Annotated in this window: 14 protein-coding genes and 1 pseudogene; 9 read left to right on the forward strand and 6 right to left on the reverse strand. The window is 74.4% G+C overall.

Annotated elements, in window-relative coordinates:
* Nucleotides 1–172 precede the first annotated feature (172 nt).
* Both HCN56_RS06320 and HCN56_RS06325 read right to left on the reverse strand, forming a co-directional pair.
* Nucleotides 173–1,027: pseudogene (locus tag HCN56_RS06320) on the reverse strand (phosphatase PAP2 family protein); the annotation flags it as partial.
* 68 nt (nucleotides 1,028–1,095) lie between these two features.
* Nucleotides 1,096–2,130 carry a LacI family DNA-binding transcriptional regulator gene (locus tag HCN56_RS06325; RefSeq protein ID WP_167968490.1) on the reverse strand — a complete coding sequence of 345 codons (1,035 nt, stop codon included), beginning with the start codon at nucleotides 2,128–2,130 and terminating at the stop codon, nucleotides 1,096–1,098.
* Nucleotides 2,131–2,588: 458 nt separating this feature from the next.
* On the opposite strand from HCN56_RS06325, the gene HCN56_RS06330 reads away from it, so the two are divergent.
* From HCN56_RS06330 to HCN56_RS06350, 5 genes are all read left to right on the forward strand, one after another.
* Nucleotides 2,589–3,836 (forward strand): extracellular solute-binding protein, encoded by a 1,248-nt coding sequence (locus tag HCN56_RS06330; RefSeq protein ID WP_167968491.1) that lies wholly within the window; start codon nucleotides 2,589–2,591, stop codon nucleotides 3,834–3,836.
* Between the two features lie 74 nt (nucleotides 3,837–3,910).
* Complete coding sequence (locus tag HCN56_RS06335) at nucleotides 3,911–4,975, forward strand: carbohydrate ABC transporter permease (RefSeq protein ID WP_167968492.1); 1,065 nt, start codon at nucleotides 3,911–3,913, stop codon at nucleotides 4,973–4,975.
* A gap of 68 nt (nucleotides 4,976–5,043) precedes the next feature.
* On the forward strand, nucleotides 5,044–5,919 hold the full coding sequence (locus tag HCN56_RS06340; protein WP_167968512.1) for a sugar ABC transporter permease: 876 nt from the start codon (nucleotides 5,044–5,046) through the stop codon (nucleotides 5,917–5,919).
* Nucleotides 5,920–6,104: 185 nt separating this feature from the next.
* Entirely contained in the window at nucleotides 6,105–7,775 is a 1,671-nt protein-coding gene (locus HCN56_RS06345; RefSeq protein ID WP_167968493.1) for a glycoside hydrolase family 13 protein, read from the forward strand.
* The gene (locus HCN56_RS06350; RefSeq protein ID WP_167968494.1) at nucleotides 7,760–8,827 is read left to right on the forward strand and encodes a LacI family DNA-binding transcriptional regulator; all 1,068 of its coding nucleotides are present in this window, start codon (nucleotides 7,760–7,762) and stop codon (nucleotides 8,825–8,827) included. Before HCN56_RS06345 ends, HCN56_RS06350 begins: the two co-directional genes overlap by 16 nt.
* Nucleotides 8,828–8,840: 13 nt before the next feature.
* Here the strand turns inward: HCN56_RS06350 and HCN56_RS06355 are convergent, their stop codons facing one another.
* Nucleotides 8,841–9,314 (reverse strand): hypothetical protein, encoded by a 474-nt coding sequence (locus tag HCN56_RS06355; protein WP_167968495.1) that lies wholly within the window; start codon nucleotides 9,312–9,314, stop codon nucleotides 8,841–8,843.
* A gap of 426 nt (nucleotides 9,315–9,740) precedes the next feature.
* Here HCN56_RS06355 and HCN56_RS06360 point away from each other — a divergent pair, with 426 nt between their 5' ends.
* From HCN56_RS06360 to HCN56_RS06375, 4 genes are read left to right on the forward strand one after another with little or no spacing between them, the layout of a single operon-like run.
* Nucleotides 9,741–11,489, forward strand: coding sequence for a carbohydrate-binding module family 20 domain-containing protein (locus HCN56_RS06360; RefSeq protein WP_167968496.1), 1,749 nt, complete (start codon nucleotides 9,741–9,743; stop codon nucleotides 11,487–11,489).
* Between the two features lie 48 nt (nucleotides 11,490–11,537).
* The gene (locus HCN56_RS06365; RefSeq protein WP_167968497.1) at nucleotides 11,538–11,729 is read left to right on the forward strand and encodes a hypothetical protein; all 192 of its coding nucleotides are present in this window, start codon (nucleotides 11,538–11,540) and stop codon (nucleotides 11,727–11,729) included.
* Between the two features lie 7 nt (nucleotides 11,730–11,736).
* Nucleotides 11,737–12,501 (forward strand): class I SAM-dependent methyltransferase, encoded by a 765-nt coding sequence (locus tag HCN56_RS06370; protein ID WP_167968498.1) that lies wholly within the window; start codon nucleotides 11,737–11,739, stop codon nucleotides 12,499–12,501.
* Nucleotides 12,498–13,589: a prenyltransferase/squalene oxidase repeat-containing protein gene (locus tag HCN56_RS06375; protein ID WP_167968499.1), complete on the forward strand. Its 1,092-nt coding sequence runs from the start codon at nucleotides 12,498–12,500 to the stop codon at nucleotides 13,587–13,589. The genes HCN56_RS06370 and HCN56_RS06375 overlap by 4 nt, the downstream gene beginning before the upstream one ends.
* 315 nt (nucleotides 13,590–13,904) lie before the next feature.
* On the opposite strand, the gene HCN56_RS06380 is transcribed toward HCN56_RS06375, so the two are convergent.
* The 3 genes from HCN56_RS06380 to HCN56_RS27200 form a co-directional block, all read right to left on the reverse strand.
* Nucleotides 13,905–14,735, reverse strand: coding sequence for a hypothetical protein (locus HCN56_RS06380; protein WP_167968500.1), 831 nt, complete (start codon nucleotides 14,733–14,735; stop codon nucleotides 13,905–13,907).
* Nucleotides 14,736–14,836: 101 nt separating this feature from the next.
* Nucleotides 14,837–15,562, reverse strand: coding sequence for a class I SAM-dependent methyltransferase (locus HCN56_RS06385; protein WP_167968501.1), 726 nt, complete (start codon nucleotides 15,560–15,562; stop codon nucleotides 14,837–14,839).
* Nucleotides 15,563–16,043: 481 nt separating this feature from the next.
* The gene (locus HCN56_RS27200) at nucleotides 16,044–18,356 is read right to left on the reverse strand and encodes a hypothetical protein (protein ID WP_167968502.1); all 2,313 of its coding nucleotides are present in this window, start codon (nucleotides 18,354–18,356) and stop codon (nucleotides 16,044–16,046) included.
* Between the last annotated feature and the right edge of the window lie 757 nt (nucleotides 18,357–19,113).

Below are 19,113 nucleotides of genomic sequence, written 5' to 3' on the forward strand. Positions count from 1 at the left end.
CGGCGAACTCCTCGGCGACAGCCCGGAAGACCTTGGCCTCGGTCGCGTTCGAGGTGTCCCAGTAGGTGACGGTCACCGTGCCGTCGCCCCCGGGGCGGTCGGGCCCCTCGCCCTCCGCTTCGCCCGGTCCGCCGCGCGGCCCGGCGGGCGCCGGCACCGTGGCGCCGGAACCGGCCTCGGCCGCCGCCCGCCGCACGGCGATGTGCCGCGGCAGCCGGTAGCAGAGCGAGCCGAACCAGAGCGCCGAGACGAGGAAGCCGAAGCCGAGGCAGACCATCCCGCCCACGGCGTCGAGCCAGAAGTGGTTGGCGGTCGCGACGATCACGAACAGCGTCGCCACCGGGTACAGCGCGCCGAGTGCCTTCAGCCACCGGCGGCGTGCCAGGACGGCGACGGTGAGGCCGCACCACAGCGACCAGCCGATGTGCATCGACGGCATGGCCGCGTACTGGTTGGACACGTTCTGCATCGACTCCGACGACAGCGAGCCCCACGTCTGGTGGACCAGCCCGGTGTCGATGAAGTCCATGCCCTCCATCAGCCGCGGCGGGGCCAGCGGATAGAAGTAGTACCCGACCAGGGCCACGGCCGTGGTGGCGAACAGGACCAGCCGCGTGGCGCCGTACCGCCCCGGATGGCTGCGGAACAGCCAGACCAGCACGGCGATGGTCACCACGAAGTGCAGGGTGGCGTAGAAGTAGTTGACGCCCACGATGAGCCAGGTGACGTCGTTGACCGCGTGGTTCACGGCCAGCTCGAAGTCGAGCCCCATCGCCTGCTGCAGGTCCCAGATCTGGTGGGCGTGCCGCTGTGCGGCCTCCTCCTGCTCCGGCACCGCGTTGCGGATGTAGGAGTACACCGAGTAGCTGACCGCGATGAGCAGCAGCTCGAACCAGATGCGGGGGCGGCGCGGGCGGCGGAACCGGTCGAGCGGTCTGCTGCGTTCCGACGGTCCGGTGGTCTCCTGGTCCACGTGTGCTGAGTTCACCCGGTGATCATCTTTCGGCCCGACGCTGATTACCCCCATGGGCGGACAGTCTGCCAGAGAGGCGCCGGTCAGCCGTCATACTGCGGTCCGGTCCGGGGTGGCTCGCGTCATCCTCGGGTCTGACCCGTGCCCGGCGCGGCCGCGGTGGAGCCGCGGACGACGAGCTCCGGCATGAAGACGAACTCGCTGTGGGGGGCCGGGGTGCCGCCGACCTCCTCCAGCAGGGCCCGCACGGCGGCTTGGCCCATGGCGGTCACCGGCTGCCGGATGGTGGTCAGCGGCGGGTCGGTGAAGGCGATCAGCGGGGAGTCGTCGAAGCCGATGACGGAAACGTCGTGCGGGACGGCCAGCCCGTGTTGGCGCGCGGTGCGGACCGCTCCCAGCGCCATCATGTCGCTGGCGCAGACGACCGCGGTGCACCCCCGGGACAGCAGGGCGGCCGCCGCCGCCTGCCCGCCCTCCAGGGTGTAGAGGGAGTGCTCGATGAGGGCGGTGGCCTCGTCGTCGGTGAGCCCCAGCTCCTGCCGGACGGCGCGGCGGAACCCGGCGGTCTTCCGCTGCACCGGCACGAACCGGGCGGGGCCGAGCGCGAGGCCGACGCGGCGGTGGCCCAGCGAGGCGAGATGGGTGACCGCCAGCTGCATCGCGGCGGCGTCGTCGGGGGAGACGAACGGGGCCCGGACCGACTCCGAGTAGCCGTTGATCAGCACGAACGGCACCCCGTGGCCGCGCAGCCGCTCGTACCGTCCGGTGTCGGCGGTGGTGTCCGCGTGCAGCCCCGAGACGAAGATGATGCCGGCGACGCCCCGGTCGACCAGCATGCCGGTCAGCTCGTCCTCGGTGGAGCCGCCCGGGGTCTGGGTGGCGAGGACCGGCGTGTACCCCTGGCGCGTCAACGCCTGCCCGATGACCTGCGCGAAGGCGGGGAAGATCGGGTTGTCCAGCTCCGGGGTGATCAGGCCGACCAGGCCCGCGCTGCGGCGCCGTAGCCTCGCCGGGCGCTCGTAGCCGAGGATGTCGAGTGCGGTCAGCACGGCTTCGCGGGTGGTCGCGGCGACACCTGGTTTGCCGTTGAGGACCCGGCTGACCGTCGCTTCGCTGACCCCCGCCTGGGCTGCGATGTCTGCTAGCCGCGCGGTCACGCCTACGGACTGTACCGGGCGGCCCACGGGCCCGCACAGGGCGCCGCCCCACTGTCCGGGATTGTCCCGCGGGCGCCGTTCGCCGGCGCCGCGGGCGCGCCGCCGGGCGGAACCCCCCGAGGCGCACGTCCCGCGCGTGCCCGGGCGGTCCCGCGCTGCCGCGGGGAGCGGTGGCGCCGCGCGGGCGTCGGTGCCCGCCGCACCCCGCGCCCCGGGGCCGCCCCCGGTCACCGGGGTGCCGCCGCGTGGCGCCGGGTCACCGTGGGGGAGGAGCCGCAGGGGCGCCGCACCGCCCCGGTCACGACCCGGCATCGCTTGCAGAAACTTGCCGCAAGGTCTTTCCAAAGGATTGCGCCACTGTTACGTTCCTGCTCAGCCCGGCGCCGCAGCGGAGCGGCGCCCCCTGGGCGCGCCTTTCGCGTCCTCCCACGGGCGGAAGTCATGTTGAAGGAGTTCACATGCGGCGCAGCATAGGGACGACGGCTGCCATCGCCGCCCTCGCACTCACCGCGACGGCGTGCGGCAGCGACGGGGACGACGCCGGGAGCGGCGGCGACGGCACGGTGACCGTCACCTACTGGGACACCTCGAACGAGACCGAGGCCAAGGTCTTCCGGGCTGTCGCCGAGGAGTTCGCCGAGGGCCGGGACGACGTCGAGGTCGACTACGTCAACATCGGCTGGGACGGCGCGCAGGACCGCTTCAAGAACGCCGCGCCGACCGGCGAGGCCCCGCACGTGATGCGCACCGAGGTCGCCTGGGTCTCGGACTTCGCCAGCCTGGACTACCTCGCGCCGCTGGACGGCACCCCGGCCGTGGAGAACCAGGACGACTACCTGGAGCAGGCCTGGGCCTCCACGCAGTACGACGGCACCACCTACGCGGTCCCCCAGGTCATCGACACGCTCGCGCTGTTCTACAACAAGCAGCTCCTCGACGAGGCCGGCGTGGACGTCCCCGAGAGCCTGACCGACATCCAGGACTCCGTCGACGCCTTCGAGGAGTTGGAGGCCCCCTTCTACCTGCGCGGCGACGACGCCTACTGGTTCCTGCCCTACCTCTACGGTGAGGGCGGCGACCTGGTGGACGCCGACAGCGAGACCGTCACCGTCGACGACGCCGCGGGCGTGGCCGCCTTCCAGGCCGTGCAGGACCTGCTCGACTCCGGCGCCGCCATCACCGACACCACCGACGGCTGGGAGTCGATGATGTCGTCCTTCGGCAACGGCGACGTGGCGATGATGATCAACGGCCCCTGGGCGATCAACGACGCCCGCGACGCCATCGGCGCCGAGAACCTGGGCGTCGCCCCGGTCCCCGCCGGCTCCGCCGCGCAGGGCTCCCCGCAGGGCGGCTGGAACTACGGCGTCTACGCCGGTCTGGGCGAGGCGGACATGTCCGCCGCCCAGGAGTTCGTCGCCTACATGTCCTCCGCCGAGGTGCAGCAGCGGATCACCGAGGAGCTGAGCCTGCTCCCGACCCGGTCCTCCGTCTACGAGGCCGAGAGCGTCGCCGCCAACGAGATGGTCGAGTTCTTCGCGCCCGCCGTCGAGGTCGCGCACGAGCGCGCCTGGATTCCGCAGGCCAACTCCCTCTTCGACCCGCTGAAGGAGGAAGCCGAGGCCATGCTGCTCGGCCGCGCCACCCCCGAGGAGACCACCGCCGCCATCGCCGACCGCTACCGGGAGCTCCTGGACTGGCAGTGACGGCGGGCGCGGCACCGGCCGCGCGCGGCAACCACCCGGCAGGACGCAGGAGATCGAGGAGCTGACCGACAACCATGGCTGACGCGAGCGGCCCGCCGGCGGTCGCGGCCGGGGGCGGAACCACCGCCCCCGCCGCGGGACCGGCGGCGGATCGGAAGGAGACGGGGCCGGCGGGCCCCGGTGGCCGCCCCGGGCCGGGCGCGCTGACGAGGCTGCGCCGCGGGCTGGCGACGCACTGGTACGCCTGGGTGATGGTGGCCCCGGTCGTCGCCGTCATCGGCGTGATCGTGGGGTGGCCGCTGGTCCGCGGCCTCTACCTGACGTTCACCGACGCCGACGAGAGCAACGTCGAGCGCCGGATCGGCGTCAACACCATCGACGCCAGCTACGAGTTCGTCGGCCTCCAGAACTACGTGGACGTGCTCACCGGCGGCCACTTCTGGGACAAGCTCGTCTGGACCGTCGTCTGGACGGTCTCCTGCGTCGTCATCACCTTCGTCATCGGCCTGACGCTGGCCAACATGCTCAACCGGAAGGTGCGGGGCCGCTCGCTCTACCGGATCGCGCTGATCCTGCCGTGGGCGATCCCGGCGTTCGTCTCGGTCTTCGCCTGGCGGATGCTGTACAACGAGCGGTCCGGCATCCTCAACGCCGCCCTGGAGGGCGGCGGGCTGAGCGCGATGAGCTGGCTGACCGACCCGTTCTGGGCGAAGGTCTCCGTCATCGCCGTCAACGTCTGGCTCGGCGTGCCGTTCATGCTCATCGCCATGCTGGGCGCCTTGCAGTCCATCCCCGCGGAGCAGTACGAGGCCGCGGAGATGGACGGCGCCACCGCGTGGCAGCGTTTCTGGAACATCACCCTCCCCGGGGTGCGGTCGGTCAGCGCCACCGTGGTGCTGCTCAGCAGCATCTGGACGTTCAACATGTTCCCGGTGATCTTCCTGCTCACCGGCGGCGGCCCGGTCGGCTCCACCGACATCCTCGTCACCGAGGCGTTCAAGCTGGCGTTCCAGCGCAGCCCCCGCGACTTCGCGGGCTCGGCCACCTGGGGCGTGCTCATCCTGATCCTGCTGATCCTCTTCGCCCTCGTCTACCGGCGGGCGCTGCGGCAGCAGGGCGACAAAGAGGGGGCGTGGTGACCGTGGCCACCCAGTCCACCGTGCCCGCGGCGCAGACCGCCGGACCGACCGGCCCCGCGGCCCCGGCCGTGGCGGCCGGCCCCGCCGGGGGCGGCCCCGGCGGCACGCGGCAGCGGCGCCGCGGCGAGCGCGGCCCGCTGGCCTCCTTCGGCCTCCATCTCGGCCTGCTGGCTGGCGCGTTCATCGCGCTCTTCCCGCCGTTCTGGCTGCTGGTGACCTCGTTCAAGCCGCGCAGCGAGTCGTTCTCGCTGTCGCTGACCGCCGACTTCAGTTTCGACAACTACCAGTACGTCATCAACGAGACGGCGTTCCTGACCTGGTTCGGCAACTCGCTGCTGATCGTGGTGGTGACGACCTTCCTCGCGGTCTTCATCTCCTCCACCACCGGGTACGCCCTGAGCCGCTTCAAGTTCCCCGGCATGCGCTCGCTGATGTGGACCCTGCTGATCACGCAGATGTTCCCCATGGCGGTGCTGATCGTGCCGCTGTACAACCTGATGTCCCGGTACGGCCTGCTCAACCAGCCGGTCGGCCTCATCGTCACCTACCTCACCATCGCGGTGCCGTTCTGCGCCTGGATGATGAAGGGCTTCTTCGACACGATCCCCGTCTCCATCGACGAGTCGGGCCGGGTCGACGGCCTCTCGCCGTTCGGCACCTACTGGCGGCTGGTGCTGCCGCTGGCCAAGCCCGGGATCGCGGTGACGGCGTTCTACAGCTTCGTCACCGCCTGGGCGGAGGTCGCCTACGCCACGGCGTTCCTGACCGGCGAGCAGAACCTGACCCTCGCGGGCGGCCTGCAGACCTTCGTCAACCAGCACACCCAGGACTGGCACCACATGACGGCCGCGGCCGTGCTCATCGCGGTCCCCGCCGCGCTGGTCTTCGGCTACGCGCAGAGACACCTGCAGGCCGGCCTGACCGCGGGAGCCACCAAGTCCTGACCGTCCCCGCGGAGCCGGCGGCACGACCCGCCGGCTCCGCCGCCGCGCGGCGCGGCCCCGGCACCACGGCGTCCCGACCCCACCGACCGCCCCGACCGACCCATCGACAGCGCCAGCGGCCCCCGGCCCGGACGCGGACGGCCCCGCCACCGCCTCCGGACGAACCCGACGAACCCAGGGAAGACATGAGCCACCACCTCGCCGACCGCACCCAGCCGGCCGCCTCCGTCACGGAGCGGACCGCGCCCGCCGAGGAGTCCCCCGAGACCGCCGCCGCCGAATGGTGGCGCGGAGCCGTCATCTACCAGGTCTACCCGCGGTCCTTCGCCGACGGCGACGGCGACGGCATGGGCGACCTGCCCGGCATCCGCGCCCGGCTGCCGTACCTCGCCGACCTGGGGGTGGACGCCGTCTGGCTGAGCCCCTTCTACGCCTCGCCGCAGGCCGACGCGGGCTACGACGTCTCCGACTACCGCGCCATCGACCCGATCTTCGGCACGCTGGACGACGCCACCGCCCTGATCGACGACGCCCACGGCCTGGGGCTGCGCGTCATCGTGGACCTGGTGCCCAACCACTCCTCCGACCAGCACGTCTGGTTCCGGCAGGCGCTGGACGAGGGCCCGGGGTCGGAGATGCGCGACCGCTACCACTTCCGCCCCGGCAAGGGCGCGGACGGTGAACTCCCGCCCAACGACTGGGAGTCCATCTTCGGCGGTCCGGCGTGGACCCGCTCGACCGACCCGGACGGCACACCGGGGGAGTGGTACCTGCACCTCTTCGCCCCCGAGCAGCCCGACTTCAACTGGGACAGCCCCGAGGTCCGCGAGGAGTTCCGCGCGGTGCTGCGGTTCTGGCTGGACCGCGGCGTCGACGGATTCCGGATCGACGTCGCCCACGGCATGGTCAAGGCGCCCGGCCTGCCCGACATGGGCCACGCGGAGCAGCTGAAGCTGCTGGGCAACCAGCAGCTGCCGTTCTTCGACCAGGACGGCGTCCACGAGATCTACCGCGACTGGCGCCGCATCCTCGACTCCTACCCCGGCGAGCGCATCGGCGTCGCCGAGGCGTGGACCCCGAGCGAGGACCGCACCGCGCTCTACCTCCGCCACGACGAGCTGCACCAGGCATTCAACTTCCACTACCTCGACACCGGTTGGGACGCCGCCGCCCTGCGGCGCGTCATCGACTCCTCGCTGGACGCGATGCGCCCGGTGGCCGCCCCCACCACCTGGGTGCTCTCCAACCACGACGTCGTCCGCCACCGCACGCGACTCGGCGAGGCCCCGGGCCGGGACCGCGCCGCCTCGCTGCTGATGCTGGCGCTGCCCGGCTCCGCCTACGTCTACCAGGGCGAGGAGCTGGGCCTGCCCGAGGTCACCGACCTGCCCGACGAGGTGCGGCAGGACCCCTCCTTCTTCAAGGACAACGGCCAGGACGGGATGCGCGACGGCTGCCGGGTGCCGCTGCCGTGGACCCGGGAGGGCAGCTCGCTCGGGTTCGGCCCCGGCGGCAGCTGGCTGCCGCAGCCGGCCGCCTGGGGCGAGCTGTCGGTGGAGGCGCAGACCGGCGACCCCGCCTCCACGCTGGAGCTCTACCGCGCCGCGCTGCGGCTCCGCCGGGAGCACCCCGCGCTGGGCGCCGGGACCGGCGTGGAGTGGCTGGACGCGCCCGAGGGCGTGCTGGCGCTGCGCCGCACCGCGGCCGACGGCTCGGCCGTGGTCGTCGTCGCCAACACCACCGGCGCGCCGGTGGAGCAGGACGCCGTACCGGCCGGCAGCGAGGTGCTGCTCGCCAGCCGGCCGTACGAGGGCGGCCCGCTGCCCGCCGACACCACCGTGTGGTGGCGGGCGTGACGCAGGCTCCGGTCGGGCGCCTCCCCCGGGGGGCGCCGGCCGGCCCGGCCAGGCTCGCCGACATCGCCGGGCAGGCGGCGGTGAGCGAGGCCACGGTCAGCCGGGTCCTCAACGGCCGCGCGGGGGTGGCGGCGGCGACCCGGCAGAAGGTGCTGGCGGCGCTGGACGTCCTCGGCTACGAGCGGCCGGTCCGGCTGCGCCAACGCAGCGCCGGGCTGGTCGGGTTGGTCATCCCCGAACTGACCAACCCCATCTTCCCCGCCTTCGCCCAGGTCATCGAGCAGGTGCTCGCCGGCCACGGCTTCACCCCGGTGCTGTGCACCCAGACGCCGGGCGGCGCCACCGAGGACGAACTGGTGGAGCAGCTCGTCGAACGCGGCGTCACGGGCATCGTCTTCATGTCCGGCCTGCACGCGGACACCAGCGCCGACCCCGGCCGCTACGTCCGCCTGGCCGGCCGGGGCGTGCCGTTCGTCTGCATCAACGGTTTCAACCCGGCCGTCGCGGCCCCGTTCGTCTCCCCGGACGACGCGGCGGCGACCCGCATCGCCGTCGGCCACCTGCACGACCTCGGCCACCGCCGTGTGGGTCTTGCGGTGGGCCCCACCCGGTTCGTCCCCGTGCAGCGCAAGCTCGCCGGCTTCCTCGCCGCCACCGGACTGACCGCGGAGGAGGCGCACGGGACGGGGCGGGTGCAGCACACCCTCTTCAGCGTCGAGGGCGGGCAGGCAGCCGCCGGCGCGCTCCTGGACGCGGGGTGCACCGGCATCGTCTGCGGCAGCGACATGATGGCCCTGGGCGTCGTCCGGGCCGCCCGGCAGCGGGGGCTGCGCGTACCGGAGGACGTCTCGGTCGTCGGCTACGACGACTCCGACCTCTTCGCCTTCACCGACCCGCCGCTCACCACGCTCCGCCAGCCGGTGCGGGCCATGGCCGCGGCCGCGGTCGACTCCCTGCTGGAGGAGGCGGCGGGCAACGCCGCGCACCACAACGAGTTCGTCTTCCAACCGGAGCTGGTGGTCCGGGGTTCGACCGCACCACCCGCCGCCTGAGGCCGCCGATTCCTCAGCCGACCGGGCCGCCGCTCCAGTCCGGGGTGTCGTCGTCGTGGTGGGCGAGGGTGACGGTCAACCCGCCGGCCCGGTAGGCCCGCCAGGTCATGCCGTGGGTGCGTGCCGTCGCCGTCGTCCGCACCCCGTCGCCCGGGTCGTGCGTCTCGTCGCCCACCGGCACCTGCCGGGCGGTCTGCCCGGCGTGGAAGAGGAGATCCCGCCGCAGGCAGCTGACCGGGTCCAGCTCCGGTTCGCCACCGCCGGTGTGCCGCCAGGTCGTCAGGGCGGCGGGGGTGCCGTCGGCGGCGGTGTGCACCGCGAGCGTGCGCAGCACCCCGTGGTCCGCGCTGACGCCCGTGATCCAACTCAGCGCCGCCACCGGCCCGCCCTCCGGGGCCCGGGGCACGGGCGGCGCTCCCAGCGGGTGGAGTTGGGAGTCGGTGGAGTGGGCGTAGACGGTCCATTCCGGTTGCGGCGCACGGGACATGGGACGACGGTAGCGCACCGGTCGGCGGCGCGGGCCGCACTTCGGCACGCCCGCCGCCGACCGACTGCGGCGGGCCCCCGCGGGCGGTCGACCGACGGGCCCCGCGCGCGGCACCCGGGGATGCGCGGCCGGGCGCCGGGACGGCAGGACCGGCCGGCGGCGCAACTTCTTGCGCAAGGAGTTGCGTCACCGCCTGCCTGCGTACTCCCGCTCGCAGGGTGGTTGCGTCAGAACTCTTGACCGTGGTGGGCGCCACATCTACGGTCCTGCGTGCAAGGAGTTGCAGAAATTTCCGCCGACTCCCTGCGGGCGCCGTCGCCCCGGGATCGCCCCCGTGGGCAGGGCGCGTAGCTCTCCAGGCTCTACGGGTCTCCCGGCGCTGGGACGGCGGTGGGAGACCCTCCCCACGTTCCCACCGGAGGCGTCATGTCCCCCAGCTCAGGCAGACCCGCACCCCGCCGCAGGGCACGAGCCGCAGCGGTGGCCGCCACCGTGGCGGCGACGGCCGCCACGACCCTGACGGCCGGTCCCAGCGCCCAGGCGGCGCCCCCCGGGGAGAAGGACGTCACCGCCGTCCTCTTCTCCTGGGACTTCGACTCGATCGCCCGCGAGTGCACCGACCGGCTCGGCCCGGCCGGCTACGGCTTCGTGCAGGTCTCCCCGCCGCAGGAGCACATCCAGGGCTCCCAGTGGTGGACCCAGTACCAGCCCGTCAGCTACGACATCGCCGGACGCCTCGGCAACGCGCAGCAGTTCCGGGCGATGGTGAACACCTGCTCCGACGCCGGGGTCGGAGTGGTGGTCGACGCGGTCATCAACCACATGGCCGCCGGGTCCGGCACCGGCACCGGGGGCACCGCGTACACCAAGTACGACTACCCCGGGCTGTACGGCAGCCAGGACTTCAACGACTGCCGGCAGGACATCGCCCCCGGCGACTACGCCGGCGACCGGTGGCGGGTCCAGAACTGCGAACTCGTGGGCCTGTCCGACCTGGACACCGGCAGCGGCTACGTGCAGCAGACCATCGCCGACTACATGAACACCCTGCTCGACTGGGGCGTCGCCGGCTTCCGGGTCGACGCGGCCAAGCACATCCCGGCCCAGCACCTGGAGCAGATCCGCGCCCGGGTCGGCGACGGATCGGTCTACTGGAAGCAGGAGATGATCTACGGGGCGGGCGAGGCGATCCACCCCGACGAGTACACGGGCGCGGGCGACGTGCAGGAGTTCCGCCACGCCTTCGACATCAAGCGCATCTTCCAGAACGAACGCCTCGCGTACCTGGACGACTTCGGCCAGAGCTGGGGCTACCTGCCGTCCGCCGGCGCCGGCGTCTTCGTCGACAACCACGACACCGAGCGCAACGGCTCCACCCTCACCTACCGCGACGGCTCCGCCTACACCCTCGCCAACGTCTTCATGCTGGCGTGGAACTACGGCAGCCCCGACATCCACTCGGGGTACGAGTTCACCGACTACGACGCCGGCCCGCCGCGCGGCGGCGAGGTGCGCGACTGCTACCAGGACAACTGGAAGTGCCAGCACGCCTGGCCCGAGATCGCGTCCATGGTCGGGTTCCGCAACGCGGTCGGCGACGCCGCCGTCACCAACTGGTGGGACAACGGCAACGACGTCATCGCCTTCGGCCGCGGCGACCGCGGCTTCGTCGTCGTCAACCACGAGTCCGCCGCCGTCGACCGCACCTGGCAGAGCTCGCTGCCCGGCGGAACCTACTGCGACGTGCAGTCCGGACGCGCCGTGACCGTCGACGGCTCCGGCCGGTTCACCGCCTCGGTCGCCGCCGGCACCGCCCTGGCGCTCCACGCCGGCGCCCGCGACTGCTCCGGCAACGGCGGCCCGGGCACCCCGCAGCCCGGCCAGTCCACCGCCGCCTTCGGCGTCCAGGCCACCACCCGCTGGGGCGAGTCGCTGCACGTCGTCGGCTCCGTGCCGCAGCTCGGCTCCTGGAACCCGGCCGCTGCGGTCCCGCTCAGCTCGGCGGACTACCCGCTGTGGCGCGGCCAGGTGACGCTGCCCGGCGGCACCGCCTTCGAGTACAAGTACCTCCGCAAGACCGAGGACGGCGGCGTCGTCTGGGAGTCCGGTGCCAACCGGACCGCGACCGCCGCCGCCTCGGGCCGGATCGACCTCGCCGACACCTGGCGCGGCTGACCCGTCCGCTCTCACCTGGCCCCCACCGCGAAGGAGCACCCCCCCACCGTGCCGCGAACCCCTTCACCCCGCCGCGCCCTGGCGGTCGCCGCCTCCGCCGGCGTCCTCGCCACGCTGCTGCAGGCGGCCCCCGCCCCGGCCGCGCCGCTGGAGCTGGTCGTGCCGCGCGACGTCGGACTCACCGTTCCCGCCGCCACCGGCCGCACCCCCTCGGCCGACCGCCCGAACGCAAGGAGCTGACCCCCGCATGCTCACCGTGGACTTCACCCGTTTCCCCGTCGCGGCCGGTGACCGCGTGCTCGATCTCGGCTGCGGCGCGGGACGGCACGCCTTCGAGTGCTACCGCCGCGGGGCCCGGGTCGTCGCGCTGGACCGCAACGGCGACGAGATCCGCGAGGTCGCCTCCTGGTTCGCCGCCATGCGGGAGGCCGGTGAGGCCCCGGAGGGCGCCACGGCCACCGCGGTCGAGGGCGACGCGCTGGCGCTGCCGTTCCCCGACGACAGCTTCGACGTCGTCATCGTCTCCGAGGTCCTGGAGCACATACCCGACGACCGGGGTGTCCTCGCCGAGATGGAACGCGTCCTGCGGCCCGGCGGCCGGATCGCCGTCACCGTCCCGCGCTACGGGCCGGAGAAGGTCTGCTGGACGCTCTCCGACGCCTACCACGAGGTCGAGGGCGGCCACATCCGGATCTACCGCGCGGACGACCTGCTCCGCCGTATCCGGCAGTCGGGGCTGCGGCCCTACGGCGTCCACCACGCCCATGCCCTGCACTCGCCCTACTGGTGGCTGAAGTGCGCCTTCGGCGTCCACCGCGAGGGCGACGAGGCCGCGCTGCCGGTGCGCGCCTACCACCGGATGCTGGTCTGGGACATCGTCAAACGGCCGTTCGCGACCCGCTTCGCCGACCGCCTGCTCAACCCCGTCATCGGCAAGAGCTTCGTCGCCTACGCCACCAAACCGCAGCTCCGGGCCGCCCCGCGCGCCGCCGGTGCCGCGGAGCGGGCATGACGGTCCCCGGGCGGGGCGGCACGCTCGCCCTCGACGGGGTCCTCACCGCCGACGAGGCCGCCCTCACCGCCGACCGCATAGCGGCGCTGCAACGCCCCGACGGCGCCATCCCCTGGTTCCGCGGCCACCACCTCGACCCGTGGGACCACGTCGAGGCCGCCATGGCGCTCGACGCGGCGGGCCACCACGACCGGGCACGGGCCGCCTACGAGTGGCTCGCCCGGAACCAGCTCCCCGACGGCTCCTGGTACGCCGCCTACGACGACGGCGACGCCGAGCGCCCCACCGACCGCTCCCGGGAGACCAACTTCTGCGCCTACGTCGCCGTCGGGGTCCTCCACCACCACCTCGCCACCGGCGACGACCCGTTCCGCCGCCGGATGTGGCCGGTGGTCGCCGCCGCCGTGGACTTCGTCCTCGACCTCCAGCACGAGGACGGCCGCATCGGCTGGAAGCGGGAGGCCGACGGCGCCGCCGTGACGGACGCGCTGCTCACCGGCTGCGCCTCCGTCCATCAGGCGCTGCGCTGCGCACTCCGCCTCGCCGAGCTCGCGGGCGACCCCCGTCCCGACTGGGAACTGGCCACCGGCCGACTCGCCCACGCGGTGCGGTGCCACCCGGAGCGGTTCCTCGACAAGTCCCGCTACTCGATGGACTGGTACTACCCCGTCCTCGGGGGCGTGCTCCGCGGCGAGGCCGCCCGCGCCCGACTCGCCTCGCGCTGGGACGAGTTCGTGGTCCCCGGGCTGGGCGTCCGCTGCGTGCTCCCCAACCCGTGGGTGACCGGCGGCGAGAGCGCCGAGCTGGCCCTGTCGCTGTGGGCGGCCGGTGAGAGCGACCGGGCCGCCGAGATCCTCGGCGCCATCGGCCACCTCCGTGCCGAGGACGGCCTCTACTGGACCGGCTACGTGTACGCGGACGACGCGGTGTGGCCGGAGGAGCGGACCAGCTGGACCGCCGGTTCGGTGCTGCTGGCCGTCGCCGCCCTCAACGGCCACTCCGCCACGACCGCCGTGTTCGGCGGCGACGCGCTTCCCGACGGGCTGGCGCCGGACTGCTGCGCCGGGGCGGGGCACCCCGAGCGCTGACCGCGCGCGGACCCCGGCGACCCGAGAGACGCAGCCGGTCGGAGGCTCGCGGCCGCTTCGGTCCGCGTCCCCCCCCGTTCCGTGGCGGCACGCCCCGTGACGGTCGCCGAACGATGCCCGGGCCCGCCCGCGGCGCCTCTCGGGACAGCGTCGGCCGCTGTCCGCCCGTCGACACCCGGACCCGCCGCCCTCACCCGTCGACAGCGGCGGGCGTGGCCTCACGCCCCTCGACGGAACAGTCACTGACACGGCCCCGCGCCCGGGACGTGCGACGTCGTGTCGCGACGCTGTCAGCGGGGCCCGGGGGCCCGCCGCTCAGCCCCGCTGGATGTTGGAGGTGTCCTTCAGGACGCCGCGACGGCCGTCCTGCGTCTGCGCCACCAGCTCCTGGCCGGACTGACCGACCGCCAGGTACCAGGTGCCCGGGGTCAGCTCGGCAACCGTGTTCTGCGACCCGTCCTCCGCGTAGAGCGGGCGCTGCACCGGAACCGCGAACCAGAACGGCTGGAAGTTGGGGTCCGGCGCCGCCGGCGCGGCGGGCTGCGGCTGCTGCGGGGGCTGCTGCTGCATGTGCTGCGTCGGCGCGGCGTAACCGGGCTGCGGGCCACCGGCCTGCGGGCCGGGGTAGCCGTAGCCGGGCTGCGGGTGCTGGCCGTACGCCCCCGGCTGCGGCTGCTGCTGGCCCGGCTGCTGCGGCTGGGCCGGGGTGGCCGACTTCTCCGGGATCAGCGGGGCCTGCAGCGCGGGCACCAGCGGCGTGGCCACGACGAAGCCGACCAGGATCAGCACGGCGAAGAAGGAGAGGATCTGCCCGGCAGCGGTGTCCAGCCCGTCCTTGCCGCCGATCAGGGTCCACAGCGACGCCCAGAGCGCGGTGACGGTGAGCGCGGTGCCCCACTGCGAGAGGCGGAGGCCCAGGAACTCGCGACCCGCGATCTCCGGCTTGGCGATGCGGCCCACCACGACCAGCGCCGCACCGATGATGCCCGCGAGGAAGATCGACGGCAGCGCCGGGAACCAGTCGGTGGACCAGCCGTTGGAGCTCAGGCCTCGGGTGGAGAAGAACTTCAGGAAGGAGAAGACGAACAGCAGCACCGCGGCCGCGATCACCCCTCCGTCGCCTCGGTTCAGCGAGCGGTAGTTCACATCAGTTCCTTTGTCGGTATCGGTCGGTCTCGTGATCCCGCGGTTCCGACGGGCGGGCCCATCGTACGGATGAACCCCCGCGCCCCACCGCGCGTGTCCACTTACTGTTGCGCAGGCGGCACCGTTGTGATGCCGCCGTTACGTCCGCCGGCGCGGCGCAGGATCCGGAGCGAACCCACCGCTCCCGCCTGCGAGAAGTCTCCGGATTCACGCGCTCTCCGCCAGATCCGGTACGGCGCCTGACCGCCGTCCGCCGGGTCCTCGAAGACGTCGTGCACGACCAGCAGGCCGCCGGGTGCGAGCTGCGGCACCCACCCCTCGTAGTCCGCCGTCGCGTGCTCGTCCGTGTGGCCGCCGTCGACGAACACCAGGCCGAAGCGGGGCGCCGCGCCGAGGACGGCGGCGGCTACGGGGGAGCGGCCCACCACGGCCACCACGTGCTCCTCCAGCCCCGCCTCGTGCAGCGTCGCCCGCAGGAACGGCAGGGTGTCCATCCGGCCGACGACCGGGTCCACCAGTTCCTCGTCGTGGTACTCCCAGCCGGGCTGCTGCTCCTCGCTGCCACGATGGTGATCCACCGTCACCACGACGGTGCCCGCCGCACGGGCCGCGGCCGCCAGCAGCACCGTCGAGCGTCCGCAGTAGCTGCCGATCTCCAGCAGCGGCAGGCCCAAAGCGGCTGCCTCCGTCGCGGCGGCGTACAGGGCGAGGCCCTCGTCCTCCGGCATGAAGCCGCGTGCGGCACGGAAGGACCGCAGCACGTCGGGAGGCGGGGCACCGGCCGTCGTGCCCTCCGGTCCGGCCGTCGCGCGCGCCGCGTGCGCCATCGTTCCCCCGCGGTTCTCGGCCCGGGCGGCGCCGCTGGTGTGCCGTCACGTTCGGCCCGGGCGTCGCCCTGTGAAAACCTTGAGGCTACCGCCTGGAGGGCGGCAGGGGTCACGCGACCCGCCCGCCGGCGCCGGCCCCCGGGAACGCCGCCCTTCGGACGGTGCGAGGAGCCCCCGCCGGCCCCGCCCCACCTCGTGGAGCAGCGGCGCGTCGCCCGCAACGCACCGGGCGCACGGCGCGGCACAGCGGCAGCCGCCGGTGGTGCGGCCGGTGCCGGCAGATGCACGGCGCGGTCCACGCGGGCGGCGTTCCCTCCCCCGGGGCTGAGGCACCGGTCGACCCGGTCGCGGCGGGACCTGCCCGGGTCCGGCGCATGCGGCTCGGCCGGCGAGAGGGGGAGACCGGGGGCCGGGCCAGGGGTGCGCCGCGCCCCGGCCGGCAGGGACGATCCGCCGGGCCCTGCCCCCGTCCCACGGCCCGTCAGCTCCGGCCGAGCGCCTGCTGCAACGTGATCGGCTTGCAGACTCCCTGGGTCCGGTCCTCCTCCGCCCCCGCGTCCTGCTGCGGCGGTACCGGCGGCGCGTCCGTGGCGCCGGGGGCGTTCGGGGCGGTGTCGGTGCGGGCGTCGGTGTGGTTGTCGGTCATCGTGCTCCCTGCAGGCTGGTACGCCGCGGTCGGTGGGGTCTCGGAGGCGAAGCCGCGGTGGGCGGCGGGCCCCTCGGAAGGGGGGAACCCGGCCGCGTACCGGCCGCCGTCCCCCGGGAGACGCAGCCCCTCGGCACGGTCGGCCCGAGCGGGGTCGACGGGGTCCGCCGGGAGCGGGGCCCAGCCCCAGGGATGCGGCTCGGCCGCCCCCGCGTGCCACGGCTCCGGCTGCGCCGCGGTGGGCCCGCCGGCCGTGGGGCCGAACAGGTCGGCCGGGGGAGTCGTCCAGTCGTCCTGCCATGCCGCCCCGGCCACGGTGCCGTCCCGCGGGCCGGGAGGAGCGTGGCCCGAGGTCGGGTCCGGGGCGCCCCCGCCGGGCCAGGAGGCTGGCTGCCCCGGCGAGAGCTCGTCCGGCGCCCCGTGAGGGGGCGCCGCAGCGTTGCCACCGGGCGGCGAAGGCCACGGCGCGTCGGTCGCGGACGGTCCGTCGGTACCGGCCGGCCGTGTGTCTTCTGACCGGCCGTCGGTTCCTGGTGGGCCGGGCGGTTCCGGCCGACCCGCGTCCCCGGCCCACGCGTGGTCGAGCATGGAGAAGCCGGCACCGCTGCCCGGCTCGTCGCCCCGCTCGGTCACCTGCCACGGGGACTCTGCGGAGTCGGCGGTGTACCCGCCTCCGTTGCCGCCGGCAGGGGAGCCGTCCGCCCCCGGGGCGGGCCACCCGCTGCCGGGGGTGTCGGCCGCCGCGGTGGTGTCGACCGGATCGGGAAGTGTCGGAGTCCCCGCCCACGGCGTGGGGGTGGGCAGCCCGGCGGCGTCGGCCGAGGCCGCCCAGGGGGCGACATCGGGAGCGTGGGCCACGTCCTGCTCGCCCGGCTGCTGCCCGCCCGCCTCCCGGACGCTCGCGTCGGAGACGTCTTGGGGCGCCCACTCCCTGAACGGCTTGAACGGCTCCGTGAGCTGCTCCCCGAACTGCTCGGGCCCCGGTGCGACGAGCGCCGCCGCACCGGTCTCCGCGGGGAACGCCTCGAACGACCCGGTGTCCGTCGGACCGCCCGGCACCGATACCGCGGCGCTTCCGGACCCGGTCGGTGTCCCGTCCTCCCACGCGCCCGCGGGCTCCACTGCGGAGGCGGGCAGCCGGAGCACCCCGCAGGGCGCGGCGTGCTCGACGAAGGGGAGAAGCAGCTCCCCGCCCGGGGTCCAGTGGGAACCGTCGGGCAACCACCCCGCGGGTGCGGGGAAGTGCTGGAGGTCCCGCTGCTGGGGCCGCCACACCGCGGGCCAGTCGCCCTCCGTGCCCATCAGCCGCAGTGCGACCCCGCAGGACTCGGGGGTGAGGACCTGGGCCGGCTGCACCGCCAGCGGGTGGACGGCGACACCGTCCGGGTACAGGGCTTCGGGGAACCTGACGGGCCGGTGGCTGCCCAGCACGCCCCAGCCGATCCGCTCCTTGCCGGGGGCGTCGGAGGCGACCAGTAGCAGCCCGCTGTCCGGGTCGGCGAGGAGGAGGCGGTCGTTGCTCCGCTCCCCGATATGCAGCAGCACCGCTGCCTCCCCGCCGGCGGCGACATCGACCGTGACCGCCCGTGTCCGCCCCCCGGAGTCGGTGCGGTTCAGCGCCAGCAGCCGTCCGTCGCGGTCCAGCCAGGCGCCGTCCTGGCAGCGGCCGGGGACGGTGAGGACCGGCTGCGGGCCCTGCCCGCCGCCGCAGACCAGCCAGACGGTGGTGGCGTCGCCCTCCACCACCAGGCCGTAGGCGCGCACGCCGTCCGGGGCCGGCGGCAGCAACGTCATCCAGGGGCATCCCACCGAGCCGAGCGTGAGCTCCCCGGTGTCCGGGCCCGTCGGGTAGAGGAGGGAGAGCAGGTAGCTGCCGGCGGAGCGGCGGGCGATCAGCACCCGCCCGTCGGAGAGCGGCAGCACCTCGGTGCCCGGGTCCTCGGGCTGGCCGACCGGGAGCGGCACCGCGTAGGGCTCCGGGCCGTCGAGCGTCCAGCGCTCCGCGTACCAGCCGGCCTCCACCGTCGCCAGCCGCGCCGCGTAGGAACCGCAGGCCGAGAGGGTCAGCGAGGGGCCGTGCGGGGTGGCGGGCATCGTCGCGTACGACGGGGTGACGGTGGGGACCTCTTCGGGGGCGGTGGCCGTCATCGGTCTGCGGCGCTCGGCCCACTGTTCCCGGGCCGGCGGGCCCACGCCCGCGGTCGCGCCGTCCTCCTCTCCTGGCTGACGAGTGGTGAAGGGGTGCTGCTGCCCGCGTCGCCCCGCCGCTGCCCGCGTCGTCGCAGGGCCGGAGCCACCGCTCGCACGCCTGCCGCCCGGTGGGGCGGGCGTGCTCGGCACCCCGGCATGCGTCGCGCGGCCGTGCCGCGCCGCGCGGGTCGACTGGCGCCGCCGGCGCCCGGTGCCGACGGCAGGCCGTTCCGCTGCCGTGGTGAGCGGTTCGGTCGGGGCCCCGGCCGGTGGTTCCGGTCGGTGGCGACCTCTGCCGCCGACGGACAGCCGGGCACGCGGCGTGTGGCCCGCGCCGTGCAGCGTGGTGCAGCACGCAGCGGGAACGCGGCTGAGGTCGGTCCGCGGTGGAGGGGCGGACCGCGCGAGGCGACTCGGTCGAGCGGTCGGCTGGGGGTCGGCGCTGCTCCCGGCTGCGCTGGGTGAGGTCGGCGTGCGCGCGGCCGGCTTCGGCGGTGGCGGGCGCCGTGCGGCCGGCGGTGCGCCGGTTCGGGTCGGTTGCGGACGGGGTGCACACGGAGGGCGAGGCCGTGTCGACGGCGGGGCGGGCGGTGCCCTGGGCGCGGGCTCCCGTCCGGCCGGAGCCGTCCACCGGCCGGACGGGAACGCGCTGGTGGAAGACGCTAGGTCTGCCTCGGCCGTCCCACAATGCCCTTCCGGCAGCTTCACGCCTTCG

Source organism: Streptomyces lonarensis (assembly GCF_012033735.1).
Lineage (GTDB): Bacteria > Actinomycetota > Actinomycetes > Streptomycetales > Streptomycetaceae > Streptomyces > Streptomyces lonarensis.